At 66.4% G+C, this 24976-nt stretch carries 25 protein-coding genes and 1 pseudogene; 14 read left to right on the top strand and 12 right to left on the bottom strand.

Annotated features, from left to right (window positions below):
- The first annotated feature begins 148 nt into the window (after positions 1 to 148).
- The 4 genes from rplU to proB all read left to right on the top strand — a co-directional run bounded on the left by rplU (position 149) and on the right by proB (position 3276).
- A complete protein-coding gene (gene rplU / locus DXK93_RS12685) occupies positions 149 to 460 on the top strand; it encodes a 50S ribosomal protein L21 (RefSeq protein WP_006216228.1) in 312 nt (103 codons plus the stop codon).
- A 34-nt stretch (positions 461 to 494) separates the two neighbouring features.
- Positions 495 to 755, top strand: coding sequence for a 50S ribosomal protein L27 (gene rpmA / locus DXK93_RS12680; RefSeq protein ID WP_006216229.1), 261 nt, complete (start codon positions 495 to 497; stop codon positions 753 to 755).
- Positions 756 to 946: 191 nt separating this feature from the next.
- The gene (obgE, locus tag DXK93_RS12675) at positions 947 to 2083 is read left to right on the top strand and encodes a GTPase ObgE (protein WP_054457705.1); all 1137 of its coding nucleotides are present in this window, start codon (positions 947 to 949) and stop codon (positions 2081 to 2083) included.
- 56 nt (positions 2084 to 2139) lie between these two features.
- Entirely contained in the window at positions 2140 to 3276 is a 1137-nt protein-coding gene (proB, locus tag DXK93_RS12670) for a glutamate 5-kinase (RefSeq protein WP_054457706.1), read from the top strand.
- Here the strand turns inward: proB and DXK93_RS12665 are convergent.
- Positions 3245 to 3955 carry a response regulator transcription factor gene (locus DXK93_RS12665; RefSeq protein WP_119450207.1) on the bottom strand — a complete coding sequence of 237 codons (711 nt, stop codon included), beginning with the start codon at positions 3953 to 3955 and terminating at the stop codon, positions 3245 to 3247. The genes proB and DXK93_RS12665 overlap by 32 nt on opposite strands.
- Positions 3956 to 4034: 79 nt before the next feature.
- Between DXK93_RS12665 and DXK93_RS12660 the strand changes: the two genes are divergently transcribed.
- The 3 genes and pseudogenes from DXK93_RS12660 to nadS all read left to right on the top strand — a co-directional run bounded on the left by DXK93_RS12660 (position 4035) and on the right by nadS (position 5273).
- On the top strand, positions 4035 to 4487 hold the full coding sequence (locus tag DXK93_RS12660; RefSeq protein WP_054457708.1) for a helix-turn-helix domain-containing protein: 453 nt from the start codon (positions 4035 to 4037) through the stop codon (positions 4485 to 4487).
- Positions 4488 to 4670: 183 nt separating this feature from the next.
- Positions 4671 to 4981, top strand: a pseudogene (locus DXK93_RS32305) (type II toxin-antitoxin system RelE/ParE family toxin).
- A gap of 1 nt (position 4982) precedes the next feature.
- A complete protein-coding gene (gene nadS / locus DXK93_RS12650; RefSeq protein WP_119450206.1) occupies positions 4983 to 5273 on the top strand; it encodes a NadS family protein in 291 nt (96 codons plus the stop codon).
- A 112-nt stretch (positions 5274 to 5385) separates the two neighbouring features.
- Here nadS and DXK93_RS12645 read toward each other — a convergent pair whose 3' ends face one another.
- Positions 5386 to 5946 carry a hypothetical protein gene (locus DXK93_RS12645; protein WP_054457711.1) on the bottom strand — a complete coding sequence of 187 codons (561 nt, stop codon included), beginning with the start codon at positions 5944 to 5946 and terminating at the stop codon, positions 5386 to 5388.
- 372 nt (positions 5947 to 6318) lie between these two features.
- Between DXK93_RS12645 and thiC the strand changes: the two genes are divergently transcribed.
- Positions 6319 to 8232 (top strand): phosphomethylpyrimidine synthase ThiC, encoded by a 1914-nt coding sequence (gene thiC / locus DXK93_RS12640; protein ID WP_119450205.1) that lies wholly within the window; start codon positions 6319 to 6321, stop codon positions 8230 to 8232.
- A 996-nt stretch (positions 8233 to 9228) separates the two neighbouring features.
- On the opposite strand, the gene DXK93_RS12635 is transcribed toward thiC, so the two are convergent.
- From DXK93_RS12635 to gpmA, 7 genes are all read right to left on the bottom strand, one after another.
- On the bottom strand, positions 9229 to 10641 hold the full coding sequence (locus tag DXK93_RS12635; RefSeq protein ID WP_054457713.1) for an FAD-binding oxidoreductase: 1413 nt from the start codon (positions 10639 to 10641) through the stop codon (positions 9229 to 9231).
- A complete protein-coding gene (locus DXK93_RS12630; RefSeq protein ID WP_119450204.1) occupies positions 10638 to 11357 on the bottom strand; it encodes a FadR/GntR family transcriptional regulator in 720 nt (239 codons plus the stop codon). The genes DXK93_RS12635 and DXK93_RS12630 overlap by 4 nt, the downstream gene beginning before the upstream one ends.
- 102 nt (positions 11358 to 11459) lie before the next feature.
- Positions 11460 to 12647 carry a GGDEF domain-containing protein gene (locus DXK93_RS12625; protein WP_054457715.1) on the bottom strand — a complete coding sequence of 396 codons (1188 nt, stop codon included), beginning with the start codon at positions 12645 to 12647 and terminating at the stop codon, positions 11460 to 11462.
- Positions 12648 to 12754: 107 nt separating this feature from the next.
- Entirely contained in the window at positions 12755 to 13510 is a 756-nt protein-coding gene (locus DXK93_RS12620) for a molybdopterin-synthase adenylyltransferase MoeB (RefSeq protein WP_054457716.1), read from the bottom strand.
- A complete protein-coding gene (locus DXK93_RS12615) occupies positions 13507 to 14952 on the bottom strand; it encodes a S41 family peptidase (RefSeq protein WP_054457717.1) in 1446 nt (481 codons plus the stop codon). Before DXK93_RS12615 ends, DXK93_RS12620 begins: the two co-directional genes overlap by 4 nt.
- Before the next feature lie 59 nt (positions 14953 to 15011).
- Positions 15012 to 16631 carry a murein hydrolase activator EnvC gene (locus DXK93_RS12610; protein ID WP_119450203.1) on the bottom strand — a complete coding sequence of 540 codons (1620 nt, stop codon included), beginning with the start codon at positions 16629 to 16631 and terminating at the stop codon, positions 15012 to 15014.
- A 7-nt stretch (positions 16632 to 16638) separates the two neighbouring features.
- Positions 16639 to 17391 (bottom strand): 2,3-diphosphoglycerate-dependent phosphoglycerate mutase, encoded by a 753-nt coding sequence (gene gpmA / locus DXK93_RS12605; RefSeq protein WP_054457719.1) that lies wholly within the window; start codon positions 17389 to 17391, stop codon positions 16639 to 16641.
- 162 nt (positions 17392 to 17553) lie between these two features.
- On the opposite strand from gpmA, the gene DXK93_RS12600 reads away from it, so the two are divergent.
- The 5 genes from DXK93_RS12600 (at position 17554) to DXK93_RS12580 (ending at position 21073) form a co-directional block, all read left to right on the top strand.
- A complete protein-coding gene (locus DXK93_RS12600) occupies positions 17554 to 17976 on the top strand; it encodes a rhodanese-like domain-containing protein (RefSeq protein WP_059378185.1) in 423 nt (140 codons plus the stop codon).
- A gap of 51 nt (positions 17977 to 18027) precedes the next feature.
- The gene (gene grxC, locus DXK93_RS12595) at positions 18028 to 18285 is read left to right on the top strand and encodes a glutaredoxin 3 (RefSeq protein WP_054457721.1); all 258 of its coding nucleotides are present in this window, start codon (positions 18028 to 18030) and stop codon (positions 18283 to 18285) included.
- A gap of 39 nt (positions 18286 to 18324) precedes the next feature.
- Positions 18325 to 18855 carry a protein-export chaperone SecB gene (secB, locus tag DXK93_RS12590; protein ID WP_054457722.1) on the top strand — a complete coding sequence of 177 codons (531 nt, stop codon included), beginning with the start codon at positions 18325 to 18327 and terminating at the stop codon, positions 18853 to 18855.
- 94 nt (positions 18856 to 18949) lie between these two features.
- The gene (locus DXK93_RS12585; RefSeq protein WP_054457723.1) at positions 18950 to 20032 is read left to right on the top strand and encodes an NAD(P)H-dependent glycerol-3-phosphate dehydrogenase; all 1083 of its coding nucleotides are present in this window, start codon (positions 18950 to 18952) and stop codon (positions 20030 to 20032) included.
- Between the two features lie 48 nt (positions 20033 to 20080).
- Positions 20081 to 21073, top strand: coding sequence for a tripartite tricarboxylate transporter substrate binding protein (locus DXK93_RS12580; RefSeq protein ID WP_054457724.1), 993 nt, complete (start codon positions 20081 to 20083; stop codon positions 21071 to 21073).
- Between the two features lie 50 nt (positions 21074 to 21123).
- Here the strand turns inward: DXK93_RS12580 and DXK93_RS12575 are convergent, their stop codons facing one another.
- Together DXK93_RS12575 and DXK93_RS12570 are read right to left on the bottom strand one after the other, a co-directional pair.
- A complete protein-coding gene (locus DXK93_RS12575; RefSeq protein WP_054457725.1) occupies positions 21124 to 21594 on the bottom strand; it encodes a tRNA (cytidine(34)-2'-O)-methyltransferase in 471 nt (156 codons plus the stop codon).
- Positions 21595 to 21674: 80 nt separating this feature from the next.
- Positions 21675 to 22220 carry a ComF family protein gene (locus DXK93_RS12570; protein ID WP_306650696.1) on the bottom strand — a complete coding sequence of 182 codons (546 nt, stop codon included), beginning with the start codon at positions 22218 to 22220 and terminating at the stop codon, positions 21675 to 21677.
- Positions 22221 to 22507: 287 nt separating this feature from the next.
- On the opposite strand from DXK93_RS12570, the gene DXK93_RS12565 reads away from it, so the two are divergent.
- Positions 22508 to 23440, top strand: coding sequence for a methyltransferase domain-containing protein (locus DXK93_RS12565; RefSeq protein ID WP_119450202.1), 933 nt, complete (start codon positions 22508 to 22510; stop codon positions 23438 to 23440).
- Positions 23441 to 23496: 56 nt separating this feature from the next.
- Here the strand turns inward: DXK93_RS12565 and DXK93_RS12560 are convergent, their stop codons facing one another.
- The gene (locus tag DXK93_RS12560; RefSeq protein ID WP_054457728.1) at positions 23497 to 24741 is read right to left on the bottom strand and encodes a YbdK family carboxylate-amine ligase; all 1245 of its coding nucleotides are present in this window, start codon (positions 24739 to 24741) and stop codon (positions 23497 to 23499) included.
- Positions 24742 to 24976 lie beyond the last annotated feature (235 nt).

Raw genomic sequence — 24976 nt, 5'->3', positions numbered from 1 at the left:
GGAAGGTTCTACTTTCCCAGGCATCAAGGCCTTTCCCTCTCTTGCCAGGCTCTGGCGCCAGGAGAAGAAAGCGCCCGCCAGAGCGGCAATCCCGCCCAGCAGGGCAGGCAGCGCAGATGAACCCATTTACCTATTTAAGGAATCCCCCATGTACGCGGTCGTAAAAACCGGTGGCAAGCAGTATCGCGTTGCCGCTGGCGAAAAACTCAAGATAGAACAGATACCGGCAGACATTGGGCAAGAAATCACCCTGGACCAAGTGCTGTCCGTGGGCGAAGGCGACCAACTGAAAGTTGGCACGCCCCTCGTCTCCGGCGCCGTGGTCAAGGCAACGGTTCTTGCGCAAGGCCGCCACGACAAGGTCAAGATCTTCAAGATGCGCCGTCGCAAGCACTACCAGAAGCGTCAGGGCCACCGTCAGAACTACACCGAAATCCGCATCGAAGCCATCACGGCTTAAGAAGCGACTCGGTACCACTTAGCAGGAGCTAAACATGGCACAGAAAAAGGGCGGCGGCTCTACGCGGAACGGACGCGACTCAGAATCGAAGCGTCTGGGCGTCAAGGCATTCGGCGGCGAATTGATTCCCGCTGGTTCGATCATCGTGCGTCAGCGCGGCACGCGCTTCCACGCTGGCGTGAACGTCGGCATGGGCAAGGATCACACCCTGTTCGCGCTGATCGACGGCAAGGTTCAATTCGGCTTCAAGGGCGCGTTGAACAAGCAGACCGTTTCGATCGTCGCTGCCGAGTAATCGGACCAGCACGGTCAGCAACGCGGTTCGCCGCGTTCCAGAACGGCAAAAGCCCTGTCGCATGCGGCAGGGCTTTTTTGTTTTAAGCTTTTCCAGATTTCGGGCAGCAGCCGGACGGTTCCGGCCCCTGCCTCCCGGCGGCGCCGAATGACGGCCCCGCCCCACTCCTTACCACTACACGCGCGGACATCATGAAATTCGTAGACGAAGCCACCATCGAAGTCGTCGCCGGCAAAGGCGGCAATGGCGTGGCGAGCTTTCGCCGCGAAAAATTCATTCCCAGAGGCGGCCCGGACGGCGGCGACGGCGGACGCGGCGGCACCATCTACGCCGTGGCAGACCGCAACATCAACACGCTGATCGACTACCGCTATGCGCGCCTGCACCGCGCCAAGAACGGCGAAAACGGCCGCGGCTCGGACCAGTACGGCGCGGCCGCTCCGGACATCACGCTGCGCGTGCCGGTGGGCACCATCATCCATGACGCCGACACCGGCGAAATCCTGTTCGACCTCAACCAGCACGACCAGAAGGTGGTGCTGGCCGCAGGCGGCCAGGGCGGCATGGGCAATATCCATTTCAAGTCGAGCGTGAACCGCGCGCCCCGCCAGTGGACGCCCGGCAAGGAAGGCGAACACCGCTACCTGCGCATGGAACTGAAGGTGCTGGCGGACGTGGGCCTGCTGGGCCTGCCCAACGCCGGCAAGTCCACGCTGATCACGCGCATTTCCAATGCCAAGCCGAAGATCGCGGACTACCCCTTCACCACGCTGCACCCCAACCTGGGCGTGGTGCGCACCTCGCCGTCGCGCAGCTTCGTTGTGGCCGACATTCCCGGCCTGATCGAAGGCGCCTCCGAAGGCGCCGGCCTGGGCCACCTGTTCCTGCGCCACCTGGCGCGCACCCGCGTGCTGCTGCATCTGGTGGACGTCTCCACGCCCGACCCGGACGCGGATCCGGTCGAGCAGGCCGTGGTCGACGCGCGCGCCATCGTCGAGGAACTGCGCCGCTACGATCCGGAACTGGCCGCCAAGCCGCGCTGGCTGGTCCTGAACAAGCTGGACATGGTGCCCGATCCCGAGGACACCAAGCGCCGCTTCCTTGAACTCTACGACTGGAAGGGCCCGGTGTTCGGCATTTCCGGCCTGTCGGGCGAAGGCACGCAAGACCTGATCTATGCGCTGCAGGACTACCTGGACGCCGAACGTGAAAAGGAACACCTGTCGCAAGACCAGGCCGAAGAGAACTATGTCGCGCCGGACCCGCGCTTCGACGACAAGCGCTCGACCGCCGACCAGCGCCCCGCGCCGCGCGGCGACGACGAATAAGCCATAATCGCAGTCCTTACGATTACGCCTTTTTCTCGCCGCAGCCGGCCGCCATCATGTCTGCTGAAACACCCGCCGTTTCCGTCGTCACCAACGCCCAGCGTCTCGTCGCCAAAGTCGGCTCGTCGCTGGTCACCAACGAAGGCCGAGGCCTGGACCGCGCCGCCGTGGCGCACTGGGCCGCGCAGATCGCCGCCCTGCACAAGCAGGGCAAGCAGATCGTGCTGGTCTCCAGCGGCGCCATCGCCGAAGGCATGGCGCGCCTGGGCTGGCGCAAACGCCCGTCGGTCATGCACGAACTGCAGGCAGCCGCGGCCGTGGGCCAAATGGGCCTGTGCCAGGCCTACGAAGCGGCCTTCGCCGAGTACGGCCTGCGTACCGCCCAGATCCTGCTGACCCACGAAGACCTGGCCGACCGCCACCGCTACCTGAACGCGCGCAGCACGCTGTTCGCGCTGCTGCGCCTGGGCGTGGTGCCGATCGTGAACGAAAACGACACGGTCGTCACCGACGAAATCCGGCTGGGCGACAACGACACCCTGGGCGCGCTGGTCACCAATCTGATCGAAGCCGACACGCTGATCATCCTGACCGATCAACGCGGCCTGTACGACTCCGATCCGCGCAAGAATCCCGACGCCAAGTTCATGTCGCATGCCCAGGCAGGCGACCCCGCGCTGGAAGCCATGGCCGGCGGCGCGGGCAGCGGCATCGGCACCGGCGGCATGCTGACCAAGGTGCTGGCGGCCAAGCGCGCGGCGCATAGCGGCGCGCATACCGTCATCGCGTCGGGCCGCGAGCGCAACGTGCTCACGCGCCTGGCCCAGGGCGAGTGCATCGGCAGCGAATTGCGCGCCGTGCTGCCCGTGTGGTCCGCGCGCAAGCAATGGCTGGCCGATCACCTGCGCCTGCGCGGACGTGTGGTGCTGGATGACGGCGCCGTGCAGGCGCTGCTGCGCGAAGGCAAGAGCCTGCTGCCCATCGGCGTGACCGAGGTGGAAGGCGAGTTCGGCCGCGGCGACGTGGTCGCCTGCGTGGACGGCCAGGGCCGCGAATGCGCCCGTGGCCTGATCAACTACTCATCGGCCGACACCCGCCGCATCCTGCGCCAGCCTTCGTCGCAGATCGCGCGCATTCTCGGCAGCATGACCGAACCCGAGCTCATGCATCGGGATAACCTGGTAGTGCTCTGAGACCCTGCCCTCTTGCGGCGCCTTCGGGCAGCAGGATGTAGCCCCATCCCCGCACCGCAAGCACGGGCAAGTCGATATTGAGGCGGCGCGCCTTGCTGCGCAGCCGCGACAAGAGCACATCCACCCGCCGCGCCCCTTCCATGGACTTGCGCGTACCGGCAGGGAAAAAACATTCCCGGCGCAGGCAGTAGCCCGGCGCGCTCAACAAGCGGACAAAAAAAGCGCGCTCGGTGACCGTCAACGGCAGGAACTCGCCAGCCGGTCCCGCCAGTGCGCCCACGTGCGGGTCTAGTCGCCAAGGCAAGGCGGTGGACGGCGCGCGCCGGTACAGATTGCGCAGCAGAGCATCCCATTCCAGCGCGTCCATGCCCGCAGGGGTACAGACGTCCGCCCCCGCATCCAGCGCGGCAATGCGATCCGACGCGCTGGCATCCGCGGCCTGCCACAGCACCGCCGCAGCGGGCGCCGCCCGGCGCAGCATGGCGATGAGGCCAGGCACGCCCTTAATACCTCCCAAAAGTACCAGGGCATCAGCGCCCTGCGCCTGCAAGTGTTCCAATACGGCAGCGGACGAATCGAACACGCGGACCTGCCAACGCATCAGACGCAAAGCCTCGGCGAAATCCTCGCGCGCCGTTGCGTCGAGCCGTACGACGAAGACGCTGCCTCGTTGCTCCATGCGCTCACCTTTGATAAATATCACTTAAGTAATATTTATAACCACCAAAGCGCGTGACCAGCAAGCTTCAATCGCCGGTGTGAAAACATTCTCAGACCGACTGAAGCATGCGCGCCTGCTGCGTGGCCACACGCAGAAAGACCTCGCTCGTCTTGCGCGCATTTCGCAAAGCGCCATCGGCAGCTACGAAAGCGGCCTGCGGCACTCAAGCCGCTCGGCCCGCAAGCTGGCGCAGGTCTTGAAGGTCGAGGTCGAATGGCTGGAAACCGGCAAGGGCCCGCTGGAACTTCCCGTGGAAGGCTACGACCTCAGCAACACGCTGCCCGCGCCTGGCGTGGCCGAACCCGTGCCGCGTCCCGGCGGCCGGCCGCGTCCGATGGCGCCCTGGCCCTTCCCCAACATTTCGCCTTCGCAGTTCGAATCGCTCACGGCCGACGACCGCCTGATCCTTGAATCGATCACGCAGGCCTACATCGAAAAAACCATCCTCGTCCGCCGCGGCGCCAAGACGCGCGGCCGCAAGCTGGGCTGATCGCAAACTATCTTTGCCGGCCTCGCGCAAGCGCGCGTCCGCCAAGCGCATCCCAGTGACAGATATCGCGCAGTAGCGCCCCTGCCTCCCGGTAAAGCACGTACAGTCGTCGGCGATTTTCCGCGCCGCGCGCTTGCGGTATTACGTGCAACTTCGACTACGCCATTGGCGTACAATCCAATCGTGGTTTTCATAGAAACCAGCGTCTTTACCAGGCAAATCACGTCCCTGCTGCCAGATGATGGTTATCGTGAATTGCAGCAAATGCTGCTGGAGGATCCCGCCTGCGGCCATGTGATTCCTGGCGGAGGCGGCATACGAAAGGTGCGCCACGCGCGGCCGGGAATCGGCAAGAGCGGGGGATACGGGTGATCTATTACTGGCTCACCGATGACGACCAGATTCTGATGCTGTTGGCCTACCCAAAGAACGTGCGGGACAACTTGAGCTCAGCGGAACTTTCTGAACTGCGGGCGTTGGTAAAGGACTTGTGAAATGGACAGGCAGTTATTCGCCGATTTGAAGGCGAGTCTCAAAGAAGCGGCAGCGATACGCAAGGGAGAGACGCGTCCTTCGAGAATATCCACGCTTGATCCTCTGGACGTGAAGCGGGTGCGCGAACAGACCAAGCTGTCTCAAGCTGAGTTTGCGGCGGCGTTGCAGGTCAGCGTTCGCACCTTGCAAAACTGGGAGCAAAAGCGCCGGTCTCCTACTGGACCAGCTGCTGCTCTGCTGAAAGTCGTAGCCAACGAGCCTGAGATCGCGCTACGCGCCCTGCACCGTTAGGCGCATGGGACCGCGCAAAAGACGCCAAGCCCTCATCAACCCTCCCCCGCGCATTGTGCGCGGCCATGAAAAAGCCCGGCATGCCGGGCTTTTTTGTCGCTTGCTGTGCTGTTCAGGGCTTGGCAGCAGGAGCCGGAGCGGCGCCGCCAGCCGGCGGCACGGCAGCGTCGCCGCGGATCTTGGCGGCGATTTCCGAGGCGGCCTGGGCCGAGGCCACGCCAAAGGCCAGCACGCCGCGGTTCAGCGGTTCGCCGATCAGCGGAGCGGCGACCAGTTCCTGGTCGATCACGAGCGCCAGCATGTTGCCGACGTTCTTGGTGCTGACGTCATTGAGCTTGCGGGCGCCGGCTTCCGAGAAGCGCAGGCCGACGAAGTTCTGACCCTGGCGGTCCACCAGCGCGGCGGCGTCGGTGAGGTCGGCGCGCGTCAGGACGGGCACGGTCTGCATGTAGAGCTTGCCGTCAGGCAGCGCGATTTCGCGCATGCCTGCGCCAGGCTGCTTCTGCGCCAGGTAGAAGTCCACCGAGGCCGCGGCTGCCGGCTTGGCGGCCTCTTGGCCTGCTTGCGGCGTGGCGGTGTCGCCAGACGTCTTAGTCGGGGCGGTCTTGCAACCCGCTAGCGCCAACGTCACGACTACCAGGGCGGGCGCCAATTTGCGTAGGGTCAGTTGCATGCTCGTTTCCTTCTTAATGTGGACTAAGACCAGGCGATGCACTTCATCCCCGGCACTGGGAAAAGTGTACCGAACCTGAATGACGGTGTCGCCATAGTCTGAATCCAATTGTAAAGCGGTAATACCAGCTCCCGCCTGCTCCGGCCGACGCGGCGCAGCAGCCGCGCGATTCGTCGGAACGCGCGCCAGCCTCTATACTTCGCTTTCGCGCAGGGGTACTCGTCCCGCCTACATGGCCGGACGTGTTGAGAGAGTCCCTTCGTACCAGTACGGATAATGCCGATGCTGGGAGCCGTATTCCCGCCATGCGTCTTTGCGCGCGCGGCGGGAATTCCTTCCCGATCGGCTCCAACCACTCGCTTGGAGCTTTCCATGAACGCCAATCCCAAATTCCTGGCCGCTACCGCCGAAGTCGACGCGGCGGCCGTCGCACCGCTGCCCAAATCCCGCCGCGTGTATGAAGTGGGCTCGCGCCCCGACATCCGCGTGCCGTTCCGCGAGATCGAGCAGGACGATACGCCGACGATGTTCGGTGGCGAGAAGAACCCGCCGCTGACGGTCTATGACTGCAGCGGCCCCTACACCGACCCCGAAGCCAAGATCGACATCCGCCGCGGCCTGCCCGAACTGCGCCGCGGCTGGATCGAAGAGCGCGGCGACACGGAAGTGCTGTCGGGCCCGACCAGCGACTACGGCAAGGAACGCCTGACCGATCCCAAGCTGACGGCCATGCGCTTTGACCTGCAGCGTCCGCCGCGCCGCGCCAAGTCGGGCGCCAACGTGTCGCAGATGCATTACGCGCGCCGCGGCATCATCACGCCGGAAATGGAATACGTGGCGATCCGCGAAAGCCTGCGCCGCGAACACTACCTGCAGACGTTGCGCGACAGCGGCCCCGATGGCGAAAAGATGGTCAAGCGCCTGCTGCGCCAGCATCCCGGCCAGTCCTTCGGCGCCTCGATTCCCGCGGCCATCACGCCCGAGTTCGTGCGCGACGAGATCGCGCGCGGACGTGCCATCATCCCCGCCAACATCAACCACCCTGAAGTGGAGCCGATGGCCATCGGCCGCAACTTCCTGGTGAAGATCAACGCCAACATCGGCAACTCCGCCGTCAGCTCCGGCATCGGCGAGGAAGTGGAAAAGATGACCTGGGCGATCCGCTGGGGCGGCGACACGGTCATGGATCTGTCCACCGGCAAGCACATCCACGAAACGCGCGAATGGATCATCCGCAACTCGCCCGTGCCGATCGGCACCGTGCCGATCTACCAGGCGCTGGAGAAGGTCGACGGCAAGGCCGAGGACCTGACCTGGGAGATTTTCCGCGACACGCTGATCGAGCAGGCGGAACAGGGCGTGGACTACTTCACCATCCACGCGGGCGTGCGTCTGCCGTTCATCCCGATGACGGCCGACCGCATGACCGGCATCGTCTCGCGCGGCGGTTCGATCATGGCCAAGTGGTGCCTGGCGCACCACAAGGAAAGCTTCCTGTACGAGCGTTTCGAGGAAATCTGCGAAATCATGAAGGCCTACGACGTCAGCTTCTCACTGGGCGACGGCCTGCGCCCGGGTTCGGGATACGACGCCAACGACGAGGCGCAATTCGCCGAGCTGAAGACGCTGGGCGAACTGACGCAGGTGGCGTGGAAGCATGACGTGCAGGTCATGATCGAAGGGCCGGGTCACGTACCGATGCAGATGATCAAGGAAAACATGGAGCTGCAGCTGGAACACTGCCACGAGGCGCCGTTCTACACGCTGGGCCCCCTGACCACCGACATCGCCCCCGGCTACGACCACATCACCTCGGGCATCGGCGCAGCGCTGATCGGCTGGTACGGCACGGCGATGCTCTGTTATGTGACGCCCAAGGAACACCTGGGCCTGCCGAACAAGAAGGACGTGAAGGACGGCATCATCACGTACAAGATCGCAGCCCACGCAGCGGACCTGGCCAAGGGCCACCCGGGCGCGGCAATCCGCGACAACGCGCTGTCCAAGGCGCGCTTCGAGTTCCGCTGGGACGACCAGTTCAACCTGGGACTGGATCCGGACACGGCCAAGGAATTCCACGACGAAACGCTGCCGAAGGATTCGATGAAGGTGGCGCACTTCTGCTCGATGTGCGGACCGCATTTCTGCTCCATGAAAATCACCCAGGACGTGCGGGATTATGCGGCGGCTCAGGGGGTTAGCGAGAAGGATGCGTTGCAGAAAGGGATGCAGGAGAAGTCTGTGGAGTTCGTTAAGAAGGGAGCCGAGGTTTATCATCGGCAGTGATGTTGTTGCTGCTGCGTCTGCGTTGAGTTCTTAAGACGCACGACGCGGCAGCGGCCTGCCGGGCGCGGGGCAACGATTGCGGTCCGGAGCGTTCGCTCCGGACTTCCCCGTTGTCATCCTCGTCCTCGCCTTCGGCGACTCCTTCGGATTCCCTCGGGCTTATCGACGCCCCGCGCCCGGCAGGCCGCTGCCGCGCCGTGCTCTGTCTGTTGGATCTTCACGGTCGCCGCGACGAGAAGTGTGCTTGGCGTTCTCGCCACCGGTGGGGGTGGGCGAGGCTCTTGCGGGGCCCGCCCCCGGCCGGCCGCGCAGGCGGCCTTTGGGGGCTTACGCGGTGCCTCGCGTCGAAGGATGACGCTGCGCGCTGGTGTTGAGTGCGTGGAGATGGGCAGGACGGGGGAGTGTGTAAGGGTCCGGCCGTGAGCTACTTGTGCTGGACGCTGGGGTTCTTACTTGATGCTTCACCCATCCCACGGAAGCGTCATGAGGCGGCAAACGTTCGTCATTTCAACTCCGCCGCCGGATGGGCGGCGCGCGCGAGAGGATCTGCGTGCGCAAGCTTCTGTCCAACGCGCGCCGCCCATCACCGCCCCCCAAAAAACGGCGACAACCACTAGCAAACCGCTCGTCGCATTCGCGCCAGCGCTCCCATCACGACGCAAGCAAGCGCGCATGCTCATTGCGGCCGCCCGGGCGGCCGCAATGAGCGGGCCCCGCAAGACTCGCCACTGAACACGGCTCTAGCAACGCAACAAGCCAAGACGCAGATAGCACGGCGGTGCGGGCGGCATGGCGGCGAGCAACCTCGATGCGCCCGAGGGAATCTGAAGGAACCGCCGAAGGCGGTGACGAAGATGACGAAGGGGCAGTCCGGAGCGAACGCTCCGGACCGCAATCGTGGGCGCTCGCCGCCATGCCGCCCGCACCGCCGTGCGGCCTACGAAGCTTCGCTCATGCACACCGCCGAAGCCCCGCTCAAAAACAACCCAAAAAAAACTACAGCAACTTCCCCGGATTCATAATCCCCGCAGGATCCAATACAGCCTTGATTTCCCGCATCAACCGCAACTCCAGCGCGTCCTTGCTATGCAGGAAATGATCCCGCTTCAGCTGCCCGATTCCGTGTTCTGCCGAAATGCTCCCGCCATAGCGATTGACCTCATCCAGCACCGCATCAGTGATCGCCGCCCCATGCACCGCCACCCAGTCGCGATCGGCTCCGGCCGGGCGCGACAGGTTGTAGTGCAGGTTGCCGTCGCCGAAGTGGCCGAAGATGAAGGGGCGGATGTCCGGGTACAGCGCGCGCACGCGGGCCTCGGCGGATTCCATGAAGTCGGGAATGCGTTCGATCGGCAGCGACACGTCGTGCTTCAGGTGCGGGCCGTCGGCGCGTTGGGCTTCGGAGATTTCCTCGCGCAGCTTCCACAGCGCCTGCAATTGCGCCAGCGACGCCGACACGGCTGCGTCCAGGCACAGGCCGCGTTCCAGCGCCGTGCCGATCACGTTTTCAACAAGGCCATTGAGCGCGGCCTCATCGGCCGTGTCCGCCAGCTCCACCAGCACATAGGCCGGATAGCGCTGGTCAAAAGGTTCCTGCACACCCGCGGCGTGCGCCAGCACCAGATCCAGGCAGTCGCCCGAGAAGTACTCGAACGCCTGCAGCCGCGCACCGCATTGTTCGAACAGGATCTCGAACAGTTGCAGGGCCTGCGCCGGCGACTCGACGGCGGCCAGCACCACCGACCGCACATCAGTGCGCGGGAACAATCGCAAAGCGACGGCGGTAATGACACCCAACGTGCCCTCGGAGCCGATCAGCAATTGCTTGAGGTCATAGCCGGTGTTGTCCTTGCGCAGCGTGCGCAGGCCGTGGAAGATCTCGCCCGTGGGCAGCACCGCTTCCAGGCCCAGCACCAGTTCGCGCGCCATGCCGTAACGCACCACGTTCACGCCGCCGGCGTTGGTGGCAACGTTGCCGCCGATCTGGCTGGAGTCTTCCGCGGCCAGGCTCAGCGGCAGCAGGCGGCCGGCGTCCTGCGCGGCACGGCGCAAATTGCCCAGGATCGCGCCCGCCTCGGCCACCATGGTGTTGGCGATGGTGTCGATGGAGCGCACGGCGTTCATGCGGTCCAGGCTCAGCACCACATTGCCCGCGGCGGCATCCGGCGTGGCCCCGCCGCACAGGCCGGTGTTACCGCCGCGCGGCACTACCGGCACGCCTGCCTCCTGGCACAGCGCCAGGCAAGTGGCGACCTCGGCGGTTGTGCGCGGGCGCACCACCGCCTGCGCGTTGCCCTTGTACAGGCCGCGCCAGTCGGACAGCCAGGGCGCAATGTCGGCCTCGGCGGTGATGACGGTATCGGGGCCCAGGGCCTGGACCAGGCGTTGCGTAAAGTCGGATGCGGTCATGATGTCTGCCTTGCGGCGGGAGAGAGAAGATCGAGTTGCAGGCGGCTGGCCGCCTGTTGCAGATGGCGGGCGGCGGCGTGCCGCGCCCGTTCGGGATCGCGCGCGCGGATGGCCTCGAACACGGCCACGTGCTCCTGGTGCACGGCGGCCGTCAAACCGGCCTGCAGGCGGCTGTTGCTGCGCGCAGTGCTGACCGCCAGCCTGAGCTGCAGGTTCAGGTACTGCAACAGGTCCTGGTAGCAGCTGTTGTGCGTGGCGGCGGCAATGGCGCGGTGAAAGGCGATGTCGTGCTCCACGCCCTGCTCCGGGTCTTCCAGATGCGATCCCAGGTCAGCCAGGGCGCACGCCATGGCGGCCAGGTCAGCATCGTCGCGCCGCAGCGCAGCCAGCGCGGCCGCGCCGCCTTCCAGCTCCATGCGCAATTCGTAGACCCCGGCCAACTGCTTGCGGTCCACGGCGATGCCGGCGGAAAGCTGGAAGCCCTGCGCGCCCGTGCGCGACAACACGGTGCTGCCGGAACCCTGCCGGCTCTGGATCAGACCCTGGGCTCGCAGGCGTTCGGTGGCCTCGCGGATGACCGCGGCGCTGACGCCGTATTGCTCGGCCAGCATGCGGCCCGCCGGCAGCTTGGCGCCGACGGGATAGGCGCCCCCGGCGATGTCGGCGGCGATCTGGCGGGCGACCTGTTCGGTCAGGGTGAGGCTCTTGGTCAGCATCCGGGCATTATAGGCACACTTCTCAGGTTATCTGATAACTTTTGAGAAAGAAGCCGCTTCCAGATCGGGTTCAGGCTTGATGGATTACGCGAACCGGGCGGATCAGGCGACGGCGGGTTCGTCGTCCCGGACGGTCTTTTCGGCCTCTTCCGCCCCCGCCACGGCGCAACAGCGGCCGCCCTGCGCCTTGGCCCGGTAGAGGGCGGCATCGGCGGAATGCAAGGCAGCTTCCGGACTGCGGTTGGCGCCGGACACAATGGAAATGCCGATGGACAGGCCGACACTGACCCGCGTGCCATCCGCCAGCGTGATCGGCTGGGAAGCGTCATGCAGCAGGTGCTCGCCCAGCCGTAGCGCGGCCGTGGCGTCAATGCCGGTCACCAGCACGATGAACTCGTCGCCACCAATCCGCGCGGCCACGTCGTCCACCCGCAACATGGAGCGCATGCGCTGGGCGATGGTCATCAGCACCTGGTCGCCGGCAGCATGGCCGTAGGTGTCGTTGATGAGCTTGAAGTCGTCCATGTCCATGTACAACAGCGCCGCAGAACTGTCCTGGCCGCGCGCGCTGGCGCAGACGCGCTCCAGCGCGGCCTGCAGGCCGGCGCGGTTGGCCAGACCGGTCAGCGCGTCTTCGCTGGCGCGACGTTCGCTGTCGCGCTCGGCCAGCATGGTCGACACCAGGATGCGGTTGAGCCGGTGCGAGGCGACACTCATGCTGACCAGGTAGAACGGAATCTGGATGAAGACGATGGCTGTGACGTATTCGCCGGTGAAGGCCGCGCCCAGGCACATCGGCCCCAGGCTCAGGAAGATCATGGCGCCGACCAGCCTCGGCGCGCCGTAGTTCCGGAAGCAGATGCCGCCGGCCATGGCCCCGCAGGACACGCCGGCCAGGGTGGCGGCCAGCCAGTCGCCGTTGATGAAGGTGACGAAGACGCCGTAGCCCACGCTGAACGCCCACAGCAGCGCCAGCAGGATGTAGATATCGGTATGGGTATTGCCGCCCTTGGGCGCGGCGCGCAAGGCGGACCGCAGGATCAGCACGCGGACCAGGGCCAGTATCACCTCCATCGCCAGCCAGGACAGGTACAGCGGCTCGGGGCGGCGCCAGGCGACCACGCCGGAGATCATGAGGGTGTTGATGACGCCGCCGGCAAAAATGGGCAGCGTGCCGAACAAGCTGGCGATCAGGGCCGAACGGATGTCCGCAGGGGTGTCGTGCCCGGAATGCGTCAGCCAACGCGTCAGGCGCCATTTGGGCAAACTGAACTTCAGTGCTGTATCCACGCGGTCACGTCCCTGGCCATCTACCCGCTTTCGGGTAGGCTGGCTGGCGTTATAGCAGGTATTTCAAGCCTTTAATATTGTCCGCGGGGCCAATCCCGGGCAGGAAATCAGTGCCCGCGATGGCCGCAGACGGCGCATTCCGGGTCGCGCTGGACGTTGACGCTGCGCCATTGCATGGTGCGCACGTCCAGCCACAGCAGGCGGCCGGACAGGCTTTCGCCCACCCCGGACAGCAGTTTCAGGGCCTCTGCGGCCTGCATGCTGCCGATGATGCCGACGACCGGGGCGAACACGCCCATCGTGGCGCAATTGGCTTGCTCGACGTCGTCCGCTTCCGGGAACAGGCAGTGGTAACAGGGCGCGTTGTCGTCGCGCAGGTCATAGACGCTGACTTGGCCGTCGAAGCGTATGGCCGCGCCTGATACCAGTGGCTTGCGGTGCTGCACGCAGGCGCGGTTGATGGCGTGGCGGGTGGTGAAGTTGTCGGTGCAGTCCAGCACCAGGTCCGCTTGGGCGACGGCGTCGGACAGGGCCTGGCCTTCCAGGCGCTCGACGCGGGCATGGACCCGGGTCTGCGGATTGAAGGCCGCCAGCATGTCCCGCCCCGACTCGGCCTTGTGGCGGCCGACGCTGGCGGTGGTGTGCAGGATCTGGCGTTGCAGGTTGCTCAGCTCGACGACATCGTCATCGGCCAGGGTGATGTCGCCCACGCCGGCAGTGGCCAGATAGAGGGCGGCGGGGGAACCCAGTCCGCCCGCCCCCACGATGAGCACACGCGCCGCCAGCAGTTTTTCCTGCCCTTCGATTCCCAGCTCGTCGAGCAGGATGTGGCGGGCGTAGCGCAGCAGTTGCTCGTCGTTCATTTGTCCTTGCTGGGCTCGACTCCGGTCGGCGTGATCTTCATGCGCTGGGGCGTACCGCCGCCGGCCTTGGCATCAGCCTTGGCCTGGGCGCGGGCCGAACCCTTCTGCACCGGCTTGCCGGCCAGCACGTTCAGGGCCTGTTGCAGCTGGAAGTCGTCCTTGCCGCCGAATTCGAACACCTTGGCCGGCACATCGGCGTTGTCTTCGCCGGCGCTGGACTTCACTTCGTTGGCCGTCTGCTGGTTGGACAGGTGGCGCTGCAGGTCGGCTTCGCGCGGCAGGCGGAACAGGTCGCCTTCGGCGGTGTCGGCCACGACGTAGTCGGGTTCGATGCCGGTGGCCTGGATCGAGCGGCCGCTCGGGGTGAAGTAGCGCGAGGTGGTCAGCTTGACCGCAGTGGTTTCGGACAGCGGCAGGATCACCTGCACCGAGCCCTTGCCGAAGGTGCGGTTGCCCAGGACCTTGGCGCGCTTGTGGTCCTGCAGCGCGCCGGCCACGATCTCGGACGCCGAGGCGGAGCCCACGTTCACCAGCACCACCATCGGCACGGTCTTGGTCCAGGCCGGCAGGCCGGCCAGGTAGTTGCTTTCGCCGCGGGCGTATTCCGAAGGCGTGGCCAGGTACTTGTGGCGGGCGTCCGGAGTACGGCCGTCGGTGGTCACCACCACCGAGTCGGGCGGCAGGAACGCGCCGGACACGCCGATGGCGCTGGTCAGCAGGCCGCCCGGGTCGTTGCGCAGGTCCAGCACCAGGCCCTTGGGGGCTTCCTTGGCGCCGAGGTCCTTCAATTGCTTGGCCAGGTCGGCGCCGGTCTTTTCCTGGAACTGGGCGACGCGGACGTAGCCGATGCCGTTGTCCAGCATCTTGCTGCGCACGCTGCGCACCTTGATGATGTCGCGCACGATCTTCAGCACGATGGGCTGCGGACGGTCGGCGCGCATGATGGTCAGCGTGATCGGCGACTTGGGCGCGCCACGCATCAGCTTGACGGCATCGTTGAGCGTCATGCCCTTGGTGGGCGTGTCGTCGATCTTGATGATGAGGTCGCCAGCCATCACGCCGGCACGGGCCGCGGGCGTGTCTTCGATGGGCGAGATGACCTTCACGAAGCCGTCTTCCGCGCCGACCTCGATGCCCAGGCCGCCGAACTCGCCTTGCGTGGCCGTCTGCATTTCGCGGAAGGCATCGGCGTCCAGGTAGGCCGAGTGCGGGTCGAGGTTCGACACCATGCCGGAGATGGCATTGTCGATCAGGGTCTTGTCGTCGACGGCCTCGACGTAGTTGTTCTTGATGGCGGCGAACACATTGCTCAGCTGCCTGAGTTCGTCCAGTGGCAGAGGGCTGCCGCGCTGGGCGACCGCGGTCACGCCTACGCTGAGCAACACACCAGCCACCGCACCGATGGCAATCAGACCGAAACCGCGAAACTTACGAGTGCCCATGCACACTTCCCGAATTTTGTTTTCGCCGATGGGGTTTGGTAATTACCAACGACATCAATCTACTGCGCCAGCCATTGTGCCGGATCCACAGGAGCGCCACGATGGCGAATTTCAAAGTATAGGCCGGATTCCACTTGGCCGCCGGTCGCCCCGACCGTGGCGATGGTATCGCCACCCGTCACCGAATCTCCCACCCGTTTGAGCAGACTTTGGTTGTAAGCATAGACGGTCAGGTATTGCTGCCCATGATCCACAATGATGAGGTTGCCAAAACCCCGCAGCCAATCGGCGTAGACCACCGTGCCGGGGGCCACCACCTTGACCGGCGTGCCTTCGGCGGCGCGCAGCACCACGCCGCGCCATACGCCGCCATCCGGACGGTCGACCCCGAAGCGCCCCTGCACCTGGCCGCGCACCGGCATGGACAGCCCGTGGCGCAAGCCGTTGCCGCCGCCCACCGCCGGCGCGGCGCGCGCGGTCTGGGTTTGCTGCGCAGGCTCGCTACGGCTTGGAGCGGGTTTTTCCTCTATAGGTTCCGCCTTCCGGGGCGGTTCCGCGGGCTTGGCCTGAGGCGGCGGTTCGGGCGTGGTCAGCCGGGATTGCTTCTGCTCGGCCGGGCGCAGTCCGGCGGCATCCGGGTCGGCCACGGCCACGGGACCGCGGTTCTGGCGCGAGGCGGCTTCGACCTGTTCGCGCGCCTGGGCGGCATCGCGGGCGTCACGGGCGTCGCGCTCGCGCTTGGCGTTGTCGGCGGCCTGCTTGGCATTGTCTGCGGCCAGCTTGCGGTCAGCCTCGGCCTTCTTGCGGGCCTCGTCGGCGGCGCGGCGCTCGGCGTCGGCGCGTTTTTTGGCTTCCTCGGCGGCGCGGCGCGCTTCTTCCGCGCGACGCACTTCCTCGGCCCGCTTGCGCGCTTCCTCGGCGCGACGGGCGTCCTCGATCTGCTTGGCGATGGCCGCATCCAGATCGGTGATGAGCCGCGACAGGCGCTGATCATCTCGGCCCAGCTTGTTGGCTTCGGCGCGCTGGGCGGCGATCTGCCCTTCCAGCTGGGCCAGCAGCGTGGCGCGCTCTTTTTGCTGACCGACCAGCGCGGTCTTCTGCTCGGAGGTCTCGGCCACGACTTTTTCGATTTCCGCGCGGCGGGCGTCGGCGCGTCCCTGCAGGGCGGCCAGGCGCTCGATGTCCTCGCGCAGGGCCTGCACGGCCTGGGCGCGGGCCTGCGACACATAATCCAGATAGCCCAGGTTGCGCCCCAGCACCTGGGGATCGTCGCCCGACAACAGGGCGGTCCAGGGCGACAGGCCGCTGGTGTACTGGGTGCGCAGCTGTTCGGCCAGTTCGGTGCGGCGCTTGGCCAGCACCGCCTGCTGGGCGCCGATCTGCTTTTCCAGGCCGGTCAGGTCGGCCTGCGCCTGGCGGTTGGCCTCGGCCAGCTCCCGCAGGCGCAGGTTGATCTTGGAAATCGCCGACTCGGACTGCTTGAGCGCGTCGGCGGCTTCCTTGCGGGCGGCCTCGCGGTCATCGATATCCTTTTGCAGGTTCTCGATGCGGTCGCGCAAGGCGGCCTGCTGCTTTTCCGCGTCGGACTGGCGGCCGGCAAGGTCGTTGGGCGCGGCGCGAGCCGACAGCGCTCCACCGGTCAACATGACCGCCAACAACAACCCTGCCGCGCGACGCATAGGAATATCAGTCCTTCTTAGCCTTGCCCTGGGCTGCCACCGCAGCCATGGCCGCCTCGATCTCGGCGGCATCGCCCAGATAATAGTGGCGGATCGGGCGCAGGTCATCATCCAATTCGTACACCAGCGGCTGGCCGGTGGGAATATTCAGGTTGACGATGTCCTCGTCCGACACGTTGTCCAGGTGCTTGATCAGGGCGCGCAGGCTGTTGCCGTGGGCCGCGATCAGGACATTGCGGCCGGCGCGGATGGCCGGGGCGATGGATTCGTTCCAGAACGGCAGCACGCGGGCCACGGTGTCCTTCAGGCATTCGGTGGCGGGCAGCTGGTCGGCCGGCACCTTGGCGTAGCGCTTGTCGAAACGCGGATGGCGTTCGTCGTCCAGCGCCAGCGGTTCCGGGGCGATGGCGTAGGCGCGGCGCCAGATCAGCACTTGCTCGTCGCCGTACTTGGCGGCGGTTTCGGCCTTGTTCAAGCCTTGCAGCGCGCCGTAGTGACGTTCGTTCAGGCGCCAGGTCACGCCGACCGGGGTGTACATGGCGTCCATGGCGTCCAGGGCGATCCACAGGGTGCGGATGGCGCGCTTGAGCAGCGACGAGTAGGCCAGATCGAAGGTGAAGCCTTCTTTCTTGAGCAGTTCGCCGGCCTTGCGGGCCTGTTCGCGGCCGGTCTCGGTGAGGTCGACGTCGGTCCAACCGGTGAAGCGGTTTTCCAGATTCCACTGGCTTTCGCCGTGGCGCATCAGAACGAGTTTGTGCATGATTTGGGACGCTTGTAACGCGGGTTAAAGTGAAGGAATGCGCTCATTTTATAATTGAGCGATTTTGCCCTTGATTTTGCCCCGGCGCACCCGCCCATTTCTGCGGCGCGGCGCATCAGGGTTCGCCTATACCAGGCTAGTCGCCGCACTTCAGGATGCCCCGTGGACCTTTTGCAATTCTTGATCGATAAAAACAACGTCTTCATCGTCGCCGTTGCCGTGATCTCCGGCATCATGCTGGCCATCCCCGCCCTGCGCAAAGGCCGCACCGGTTCGGCCGTGAGCACGACCGAGGCCATCCAGATGGTCAACCAGCGCCAGGCCGTATGGGTCGACGTCCGTCCCGCCGAACAGTTCCAGGCCGGCCACATCGCCCAGGCCCGCAACGTGCCGGCGGCCGATCTGGAGCAAAAGGCCGCCTCGCTGCCCAAGAACAAGCCGCTGGTCGTGGTTTGCGACAATGGCCGCGATTCTGCCCGCGCCGCCGCCAAGCTGCGCGCCCAGGGTTTCGCCGATGTCGTGCCGCTGGAAGGCGGCATGCGCGCCTGGTCGGCCGCCAGCCTGCCCGTGACCCAGAAGGGTTGAAGCCTGGGGCCGCGCCCCCATCTACCTATTCTTGTACTCACAGGAGCGCCCATGAATAAAGTCGTCATGTACAGCAAGGACTATTGTCCCTATTGCGCCCGCGCCAAAGCCCTGCTGGAGCAGCGCGGCGTGACCGACCTGGAAATCATCCAGATCGACCGGGACCCGTCCCAGCGCGACGTCATGATCGAACGCACCGGCCGGCGCACCGTCCCGCAGATCTTCATCGGCGATACCCACGTCGGCGGTTGCGACGACCTGATGGCCCTGGACCGCTCGGGTGGCCTTGCCCCCATGCTGGCCAGCTAAATCGCCCCCTTTTTGCCCCTCCCACCAACGGAAACACTCATGGCTGATCAAGACCAAAACACCCAGCAAGAAGGCGGCAACGCGCCCTCGTTCAATCTGCAGCGCGTCTACCTGAAAGACCTTTCGCTGGAAATGCCGAATGCGCCCCACGTCTTCCTGGAACAGGAAGCGCCCCAGGTCGAGGTAAGCATCACCGTGGGTGGCCAGCGCCTGGCTGAAACCGTGTTCGAAACCACGGTTACCGTCACCGTCACCACCCGCATCAATGAAAAGGTCGTGTACCTGGTCGAAGGCACGCAAGCCGGCATCTTCGAGGCCGCCAACATCCCCGAAGAACAGCTCGACCCGCTGCTGGGCATCGTCTGCCCGACCATGCTGTACCCCTACCTGCGCGCCAACATCGCCGACGCGATCACCCGCACCTCGATGCCGCCGCTGCACCTGACCGAAGTGAACTTCCAGGCCCTGTACGAGCAGCGCCTGGCCGAGCTGCAACAGCAGCAAAGCGCCGCCAACGGCAACGGCAGCGACTCGGGCATCATCCTGCCCCCCGGCGCGACCCGCCAGTAAAGCAGCCGCGGCGTCCAATGAAAAGAGCCCCCACGCTGCGCCTTCGGCTTGCTGCCCCCCGTGGGGGCGCTTTTCATCTTGAGGCGGCTCGGCGATGAAAAATCCCATCGAGCCACGCCTGCGCGTCGCCGTCCTGGGTGCGGGAAGTTGGGGCACCGCGCTGGCGGCGGCTGCCAGCCGCCGCCACGCCACCGTACTCTGGGCGCGCGATGCCGCGCAGGCCGCCGACATGGCCGCCTCGCACGAAAACGCGCGCTACCTGCCGGGCATCGCCCTGCCGCAGGCACTGAATATCTCCTCCGATCTCGACGCCACGCTGCGCAGCCTGCAAGAAGACGGCGCGCGCCGGCTGATCGTGCTGGGCGTGCCCGTGGCCGGCTTGACCGCCATCTGCGGCGAGCTGTCCCGCCGGCTGCCCGCGCTGGGATTGCAGGACACTCCCATCGTCTGGACGTGCAAGGGCTTTGAAGCCGACACGGCCAGGCTGCCCCATGAAATCATGCGCGAGGCCCTGCCTGGCGCCACCGGCGGCGCATTGTCGGGCCCCTCGTTCGCGCGCGAAGTCGCGCAGGGCCTGCCGGTCGCGCTGACCGTGGCCAGCGACAGCCCCGCCTTGCGCGATGCCACCACTGCCGCCTTCCACGGCGCGGCGCTGCGCGTCTACGCCAGCACCGACCTGGTGGGCGTGGAAGTGGGCGGCGCGCTGAAAAACGTGATCGCGGTCGCCTGCGGCATTGGCGACGGCCTGGCCCTGGGCACCAATGCCCGCGCCGCGCTGATCACCCGCGGCCTGGCCGAGATGACCCGCTTCGGCGTGGCGCTGGGCGCGCAGGCCGAGACCTTCGCCGGGCTGACCGGCCTGGGCGACCTGGTCCTGACCGCGACAGGCGAGCTGTCGCGCAACCGCCGCGTGGGCCTGGAGATCGGCGCCGGGCGCAAGCTGGCCGACATCCTGGCCAGCGGCATCACGGCCGAAGGCGTGCGCTGCGCGCGCGCCGCGCTGGACCGCGCCCGCGCCATCGGGGTCGAACTGCCCATCACCGAAGCCGTCTGCGCCGTGCTGTTCGACGGCGTGGCCCCAATGACGGCCGTGTCCGCCCTGTTGGCGCGCGACGCCCGCTACGAAAGCGGGATAGCCAGCCAGCCGGACGCGTCGCCGGACAACCGGCCCCGCTGAGCCGCCCCAAAAACAAATACCACGCACAACCCCGAGGAGACATCCTTCATGACGCAAACCCGCAAGTTCCGGGTCGGCCCGCTGCTACGCGGCCTGTGCCTGAGCCTGGCCGCCATCCTGCCCGCCGCCGCCCATGCCGACTGGCCCGACCGTCCGATCCACATGGTCGTGCCCTTCCCGCCCGGCTCGTCGCCCGACATCCTGGCGCGCACCATCTCGGAACCGCTGTCGCAGGCGCTGGGCCAGCCCATCGTGATCGACAACAAGCCGGGCGCCGGCGGCAACATCGGCACGCGCATCGTGTCGCAGGCCAAGCCGGACGGCTACACGCTGCTCTACACGATCAACGGCCCGCTGGTCACCGCCCCCACGCTGTACAAAAAGACGCTGGGCTATGACCCGCTGCGCGACCTGCAGCCGGTATCGCTGGTGGGCACCAGCCCCAACGTGCTGGTCGTGCCCAGCAGCCTGAAGGTCGATAACGTCAAGGACTTCGTCGCGCTGGTGAAGGGCCGCGGCAATTCGCTGAACTACGGTTCCGTGGGCCCGGGCAGCTCGGCCCATCTGGCGATGGAAATGTTCAAGGAAAGCGCCGGCGTGGACCTGGCGCACATCCCCTATTCCGGCTTCCCGCAGGTCATCTCGGCCATCATCGGCGGCGATGTCCAGGCCGGCTTCATGGTGCCCGCCATCGCCGTGCCCCAGGCCCGCGACGGCAAGGTGAAGCTGCTGGCCGTGACCAGCCTGCAGCCCAGCGAGGCGCTGCCGGGCGTGCCGACGATGGCATCCCAGGGCTATCCGGACTTTGAAGCCATTTCCTGGAATGCCGTGCTGGTTCCCGCCGGTACGCCCACGCCCATCGTCGAACGGCTCAACAGCGAGCTGGCGCGCATCATCGGCAGCGAAGCGGTGCGCAAGCAGCTGGCGCTGCAGTACTTCACCCCCGCGCCGTCCACGCCGGAAGCCCTGACCGCCCGCATCAAGAATGAAAAGGCGCGCTGGGACCAGGTGATCGAGAAGCTGAATCTGTCGCTGGATTGATTGCAGCCCAGCCGTGACGGGCCAGGCGCGCCGGCTTCAGCGCGCCGCCGTCACACTCCCCCTTCATACCCCTGCTGACGCCAGGCCTCGAACACCGTCACGGCGACGGCATTCGACAGGTTCAGGCTGCGTTGGCCAGCGCGCATCGGCAGGCGCAGGCGCTGCTGGGGCGGGAACATCGCCTGATGTTCTTCCGACAGGCCCGAAGTTTCGCGGCCGAATACGAACACGTCGCCCGGCTTGAAGCCGATATCCGCCACGCTGCGTTGCGCATGCGTGGTCAGCGCGTAGATGCTGGACGGCGCGGCGCCGGTATCGGCCAAAGCCTCCTCCAGCGTGTCATGCACGCGGACGGGCTGCCATTCGTGGTAATCCAAGCCGGCGCGGCGCATGCGGGCGTCGTCGAGCTCGAAGCCCAAGGGACGAACCAAGTGCAATTGCGCGCCCGTATTGGCGCACAGGCGGATGGCGTTGCCGGTATTGGGCGGGATTTCAGGACAAACAAGGATGACGTGGAACATGGCGCTAGGGACTCGGGACGGCTTGCGGCGGAAACGTCGCCGCGCACCGGGAATTGTCGCCGATTTACCTGGGGGCCGGCTCAGGGCGTGCGCGCCGCCACCAGCACCGTGACATCCGCAGCTCCTGCTGCCAGCAGCGCAGCGGCGGCCGCGTTGGCGGTGCTGCCGGTGGTCATGACGTCGTCCACCAATAGCAGCTGCCGGCCGCTTACGTCGCCCACGCAATAAAACAGGTTTTGCGCCCCGAGCCGGCGGGCCTGGCGGCCCTGCGCGGTCTGCCGGGGCGTCTCGCGCCGGCGCCGCAGCAGCCCGCGCGCCAGCGGCAGCCCCAGCTCCGCCGCCAGGCTGCGCGCAATTTCACCGGCCGGATTCATGCCGCGCTGGCGCAGCGATGCGCGGCTGGCGGGAACGGGCACCAGCAAGGCGCCTTCCGGCGCAGGCCCGTCTCGGGCCACGGCAGCCGCGATCATCCGGGCCAGCACCGGCGCCATGCTGAGGCGCAGCCGGGTCTTCAGCATCAGGATCAAGGTGTCGGCGGGCGGCGCGTAGTCAAAGGCGGCAATCGTGCGCGAAAACGTCCGGGGCGCGCCCAGGCAGGCGGCGCAGTGCGGCGCATCCGGGCGCAACCGCAGGGCGCAACGAGGACAGCGTGGCGCTGCAGGGCGACGCGCGACCACCCCACTATCGGCCCGGCGGAGAGCATCGCCGCAGATATCCGCCTCGCAGCCCGCGCAAAGCCTAGCACCCGCCACCCGGGCGCCGCACAAGGGGCAGTCGCAACCGACGCGCGACAGCAGCCACCGCCCCATGACCCGTAGGGGCAATCGGAAGCCGCGGCCGGGATGCGCAATAATGGATGCCATCCCTCATGAAACCATGATCCGCCCGCGTTGCAGACGCGGGTGCGACCGAAATGTCCCTGCCAGAATCCGCAACGCTCCCCTCCCTGCCCATCGTCAGCGCCGACGTGCCCCGGCAATTCGCCCGCCGCGGCGACCTGGCCGAGGCCCAGTTCCTGTACGGGGAAATCGCCCGCCGCATGCTGGGCCGCCTGCAATACATCCGGGTCCAGCCGCAAGCCATGCTGGACGCGGGCTGCGGCGCGGGCGACAACCTGCCGCTGCTGCGTGAACGCTATCCCGACGCCGCCTATACCGGGCTGGACAACTGCGAACCGCTGCTGGAACAGGCGCGCAAGCGCCATGCCCCTGCCGGCCTGTCGGCCTGGATCGGCAAGCTGGCGCGCCGCGGCCCGGCCGCCCCTGCCTTCGTCAACGCCGACCTGGCGGCGACGGGCCTGGCGCCCGAATCGCTGGAACTGGTGTGGTCCAACCTGGCCATGCACTGGCACCGCGCTCCGCACGCCGTGCTGGCGGAATGGCGGCGCATCCTGAAAGTGGGCGGACTGGCGATGTTCTCCTGTCTTGGGCCGGCCACGCTGCGGGAACTGCGCCAGGCCCTGGACGACGCCGGCCTGCGCACGGCTACGCCGTCCTTCGTGGACATGCATGATTTCGGCGACCTGCTGGTGGAAAACGGCTTCGCGGATCCGGTCATGGACCAGGAGATCCTGACCCTGACCTACCGCAGCCCGGAAAAGCTGCTGCAGGACGTACGCGCGCTGGGCGGCAACCCGGCCGAAGGCCGGCGCGGCGGCCTGGTGGGCCGCGACTGGCGCGATCGCCTCGGCGCCGCGCTGGAAGCACAGCGCCGGCCCGACGGCCTGATCGTGCTGAGTATCGAAGTCGCCTACGGCCACGCCTGGCGCGCCGCGGCGCATCGCACCGTGGCCGGTGAAACCCGGCTGTCGGTCAGCGCGATTGGCGGCCGGCACCGCGCGCCCTGACCTGGGCCGCAGGCTGACCGGCAGAGCCGGCGCTTTGCGGGCGCCGGCCTTCCCGTCTAGTGCAGGCGTTCCGGCATCGGCACGCTGACCCCGGGCTCGGAAGCCGGCAACGCCGACATAGGCTCGGAGGTTGCACGAATGCGGCGCCTCAGGACCGCCGTCGGTTCTGCGGGCCCTACGCCGGGCGAAGCCACGCCGCGCCAGGCGTTCGACATGGCCTCCACCACCAACGGCAGGTCGCGCAAGCGGTGGAACTGGCTGCGCAGCCAGCGGGAATCGTTGCCGCTGCGCATGGATTCATCGCGCAGGGCGGCGATCATGTCGCCCGTGCCCAGCTCTTCAGCCACCGGCATCAGGCGCTGGAACAGGTTGCGCAGGTGGTCCATCAGCCGCAGGCGCTGGCCGTCCGGCGTCACGTAGCTGCCCTGCAGGCCGAAGCGGCAAGCCTGGAAGTGATTGCTGCGGTAGGACAGCCAGGCGCCGTCGCCGGGGTCGCCCTCGCGCATCAGCAGCACCGCCAGCGCCTGGGCAAAAGCCGCCAGCTGGCAAGCCCGTTCGACCGTCAGCGGCGTGTCGCACACGCGGATTTCGACCGTGCCGAATTCCGGCTTGGGGCGGATGTCCCAGTACAGGTCCTTGATGCTTTCCGCCAGGCCATAGGCGCGCAGCTGCGCCAGATGGGCCTCGAACTGGTACCAGTCCTTCACTTCGGGCGGCATGTGCCCGGCCAGCGGGAAGCTGTTCACCGCGTTCAGGCGCGAGCACGAGAACAAGGTGTCCACCCCCTCGCAATAGGGCGACGAGGCCGACAGGGCGATAAAGTGCGGCACATAGGGCGACAGGCGGCGCAACAGTTTGATGGAATCGTCGCCGCTCTTGACGCCCAGGTGGATGTGCTGGCCGAAGACCGTAAATTGACGCGCCAGGTAACCGTACATTTCGGCCAGGTACTGGAAGCGCGGGGTGTCCGAAATGGACCGTTCCTGCCAACGCATGAAGGGGTGGGCGCCCCCGCCAGCGACCGATACGCCCACGGCGTCCGCCGCTTCGATCAGGGCGTCGCGCATTTCGCGCATCTCGGCCAAGAGGCCCATGGGGTGCTCGTGCACCGAGGAATTCAGTTCAATCATGGACCGCGTGATTTCCGGTTTAACGCGGTCGGCGATGGGGTGGTTGGCCATTTGGGCCAGCAGCTCGTCCGAGGCTGCGGTCAGGTCAAAACTGCGCGGGTCTATCAGTTGCAGCTCGAGCTCGATGCCCAGGGTGTTGGGGGCCGACGAAATGAACGGGATCTGTTCCATCTCGGACTCCTTTCTGAATGTTTGATGAGGGTGTGCGCCGTTCGACCTTGAAGCCCGGAAACAGCCCGGGGGGCACTAGACGGCAGCTTGTGCACGCATGATAGCCGCTGTTTTGTGGCAAGAAGATGGAAAATCGTGACATTTATGTGCAACATCACGAAGCAATCGGTTTTTCCCTGTGAAGGAAAGTGAGCGAGCGCTCACGGCATAGAAATGGCGCGGCCTCCCGGGCTGC

The organism is Achromobacter sp. K91 (genome assembly GCF_003576205.1).
In the GTDB taxonomy this organism is placed as follows: Bacteria; Pseudomonadota; Gammaproteobacteria; order Burkholderiales; family Burkholderiaceae_B; genus Achromobacter; species Achromobacter aegrifaciens.
This window is presented reverse-complemented; position numbering and strand designations above follow the sequence as displayed.

What these genes read in the sequence shown, in the direction of transcription:
- rplU (WP_006216228.1), top strand. Translation starts at nt 149, where the DNA reads ATGTACGCGGTCGTAAAAACCGGTGGCAAGCAGTATCGCGTTGCCGCT.
- rpmA (WP_006216229.1), top strand. Translation starts at nt 495, where the DNA reads ATGGCACAGAAAAAGGGCGGCGGCTCTACGCGGAACGGACGCGACTCA.
- obgE (WP_054457705.1), top strand. Translation starts at nt 947, where the DNA reads ATGAAATTCGTAGACGAAGCCACCATCGAAGTCGTCGCCGGCAAAGGC.
- proB (WP_054457706.1), top strand. Translation starts at nt 2,140, where the DNA reads ATGTCTGCTGAAACACCCGCCGTTTCCGTCGTCACCAACGCCCAGCGT.
- DXK93_RS12665 (WP_119450207.1), bottom strand. Translation starts at nt 3,955, where the DNA reads ATGGAGCAACGAGGCAGCGTCTTCGTCGTACGGCTCGACGCAACGGCG.
- nadS (WP_119450206.1), top strand. Translation starts at nt 4,983, where the DNA reads ATGGACAGGCAGTTATTCGCCGATTTGAAGGCGAGTCTCAAAGAAGCG.
- DXK93_RS12645 (WP_054457711.1), bottom strand. Translation starts at nt 5,946, where the DNA reads ATGCAACTGACCCTACGCAAATTGGCGCCCGCCCTGGTAGTCGTGACG.
- thiC (WP_119450205.1), top strand. Translation starts at nt 6,319, where the DNA reads ATGAACGCCAATCCCAAATTCCTGGCCGCTACCGCCGAAGTCGACGCG.
- DXK93_RS12635 (WP_054457713.1), bottom strand. Translation starts at nt 10,641, where the DNA reads ATGACCGCATCCGACTTTACGCAACGCCTGGTCCAGGCCCTGGGCCCC.
- DXK93_RS12630 (WP_119450204.1), bottom strand. Translation starts at nt 11,357, where the DNA reads ATGCTGACCAAGAGCCTCACCCTGACCGAACAGGTCGCCCGCCAGATC.
- DXK93_RS12620 (WP_054457716.1), bottom strand. Translation starts at nt 13,510, where the DNA reads ATGAACGACGAGCAACTGCTGCGCTACGCCCGCCACATCCTGCTCGAC.
- DXK93_RS12615 (WP_054457717.1), bottom strand. Translation starts at nt 14,952, where the DNA reads ATGGGCACTCGTAAGTTTCGCGGTTTCGGTCTGATTGCCATCGGTGCG.
- DXK93_RS12610 (WP_119450203.1), bottom strand. Translation starts at nt 16,631, where the DNA reads ATGCGTCGCGCGGCAGGGTTGTTGTTGGCGGTCATGTTGACCGGTGGA.
- gpmA (WP_054457719.1), bottom strand. Translation starts at nt 17,391, where the DNA reads ATGCACAAACTCGTTCTGATGCGCCACGGCGAAAGCCAGTGGAATCTG.
- grxC (WP_054457721.1), top strand. Translation starts at nt 18,028, where the DNA reads ATGAATAAAGTCGTCATGTACAGCAAGGACTATTGTCCCTATTGCGCC.
- secB (WP_054457722.1), top strand. Translation starts at nt 18,325, where the DNA reads ATGGCTGATCAAGACCAAAACACCCAGCAAGAAGGCGGCAACGCGCCC.
- DXK93_RS12585 (WP_054457723.1), top strand. Translation starts at nt 18,950, where the DNA reads ATGAAAAATCCCATCGAGCCACGCCTGCGCGTCGCCGTCCTGGGTGCG.
- DXK93_RS12580 (WP_054457724.1), top strand. Translation starts at nt 20,081, where the DNA reads ATGACGCAAACCCGCAAGTTCCGGGTCGGCCCGCTGCTACGCGGCCTG.
- DXK93_RS12575 (WP_054457725.1), bottom strand. Translation starts at nt 21,594, where the DNA reads ATGTTCCACGTCATCCTTGTTTGTCCTGAAATCCCGCCCAATACCGGC.
- DXK93_RS12565 (WP_119450202.1), top strand. Translation starts at nt 22,508, where the DNA reads ATGTCCCTGCCAGAATCCGCAACGCTCCCCTCCCTGCCCATCGTCAGC.
- DXK93_RS12560 (WP_054457728.1), bottom strand. Translation starts at nt 24,741, where the DNA reads ATGGAACAGATCCCGTTCATTTCGTCGGCCCCCAACACCCTGGGCATC.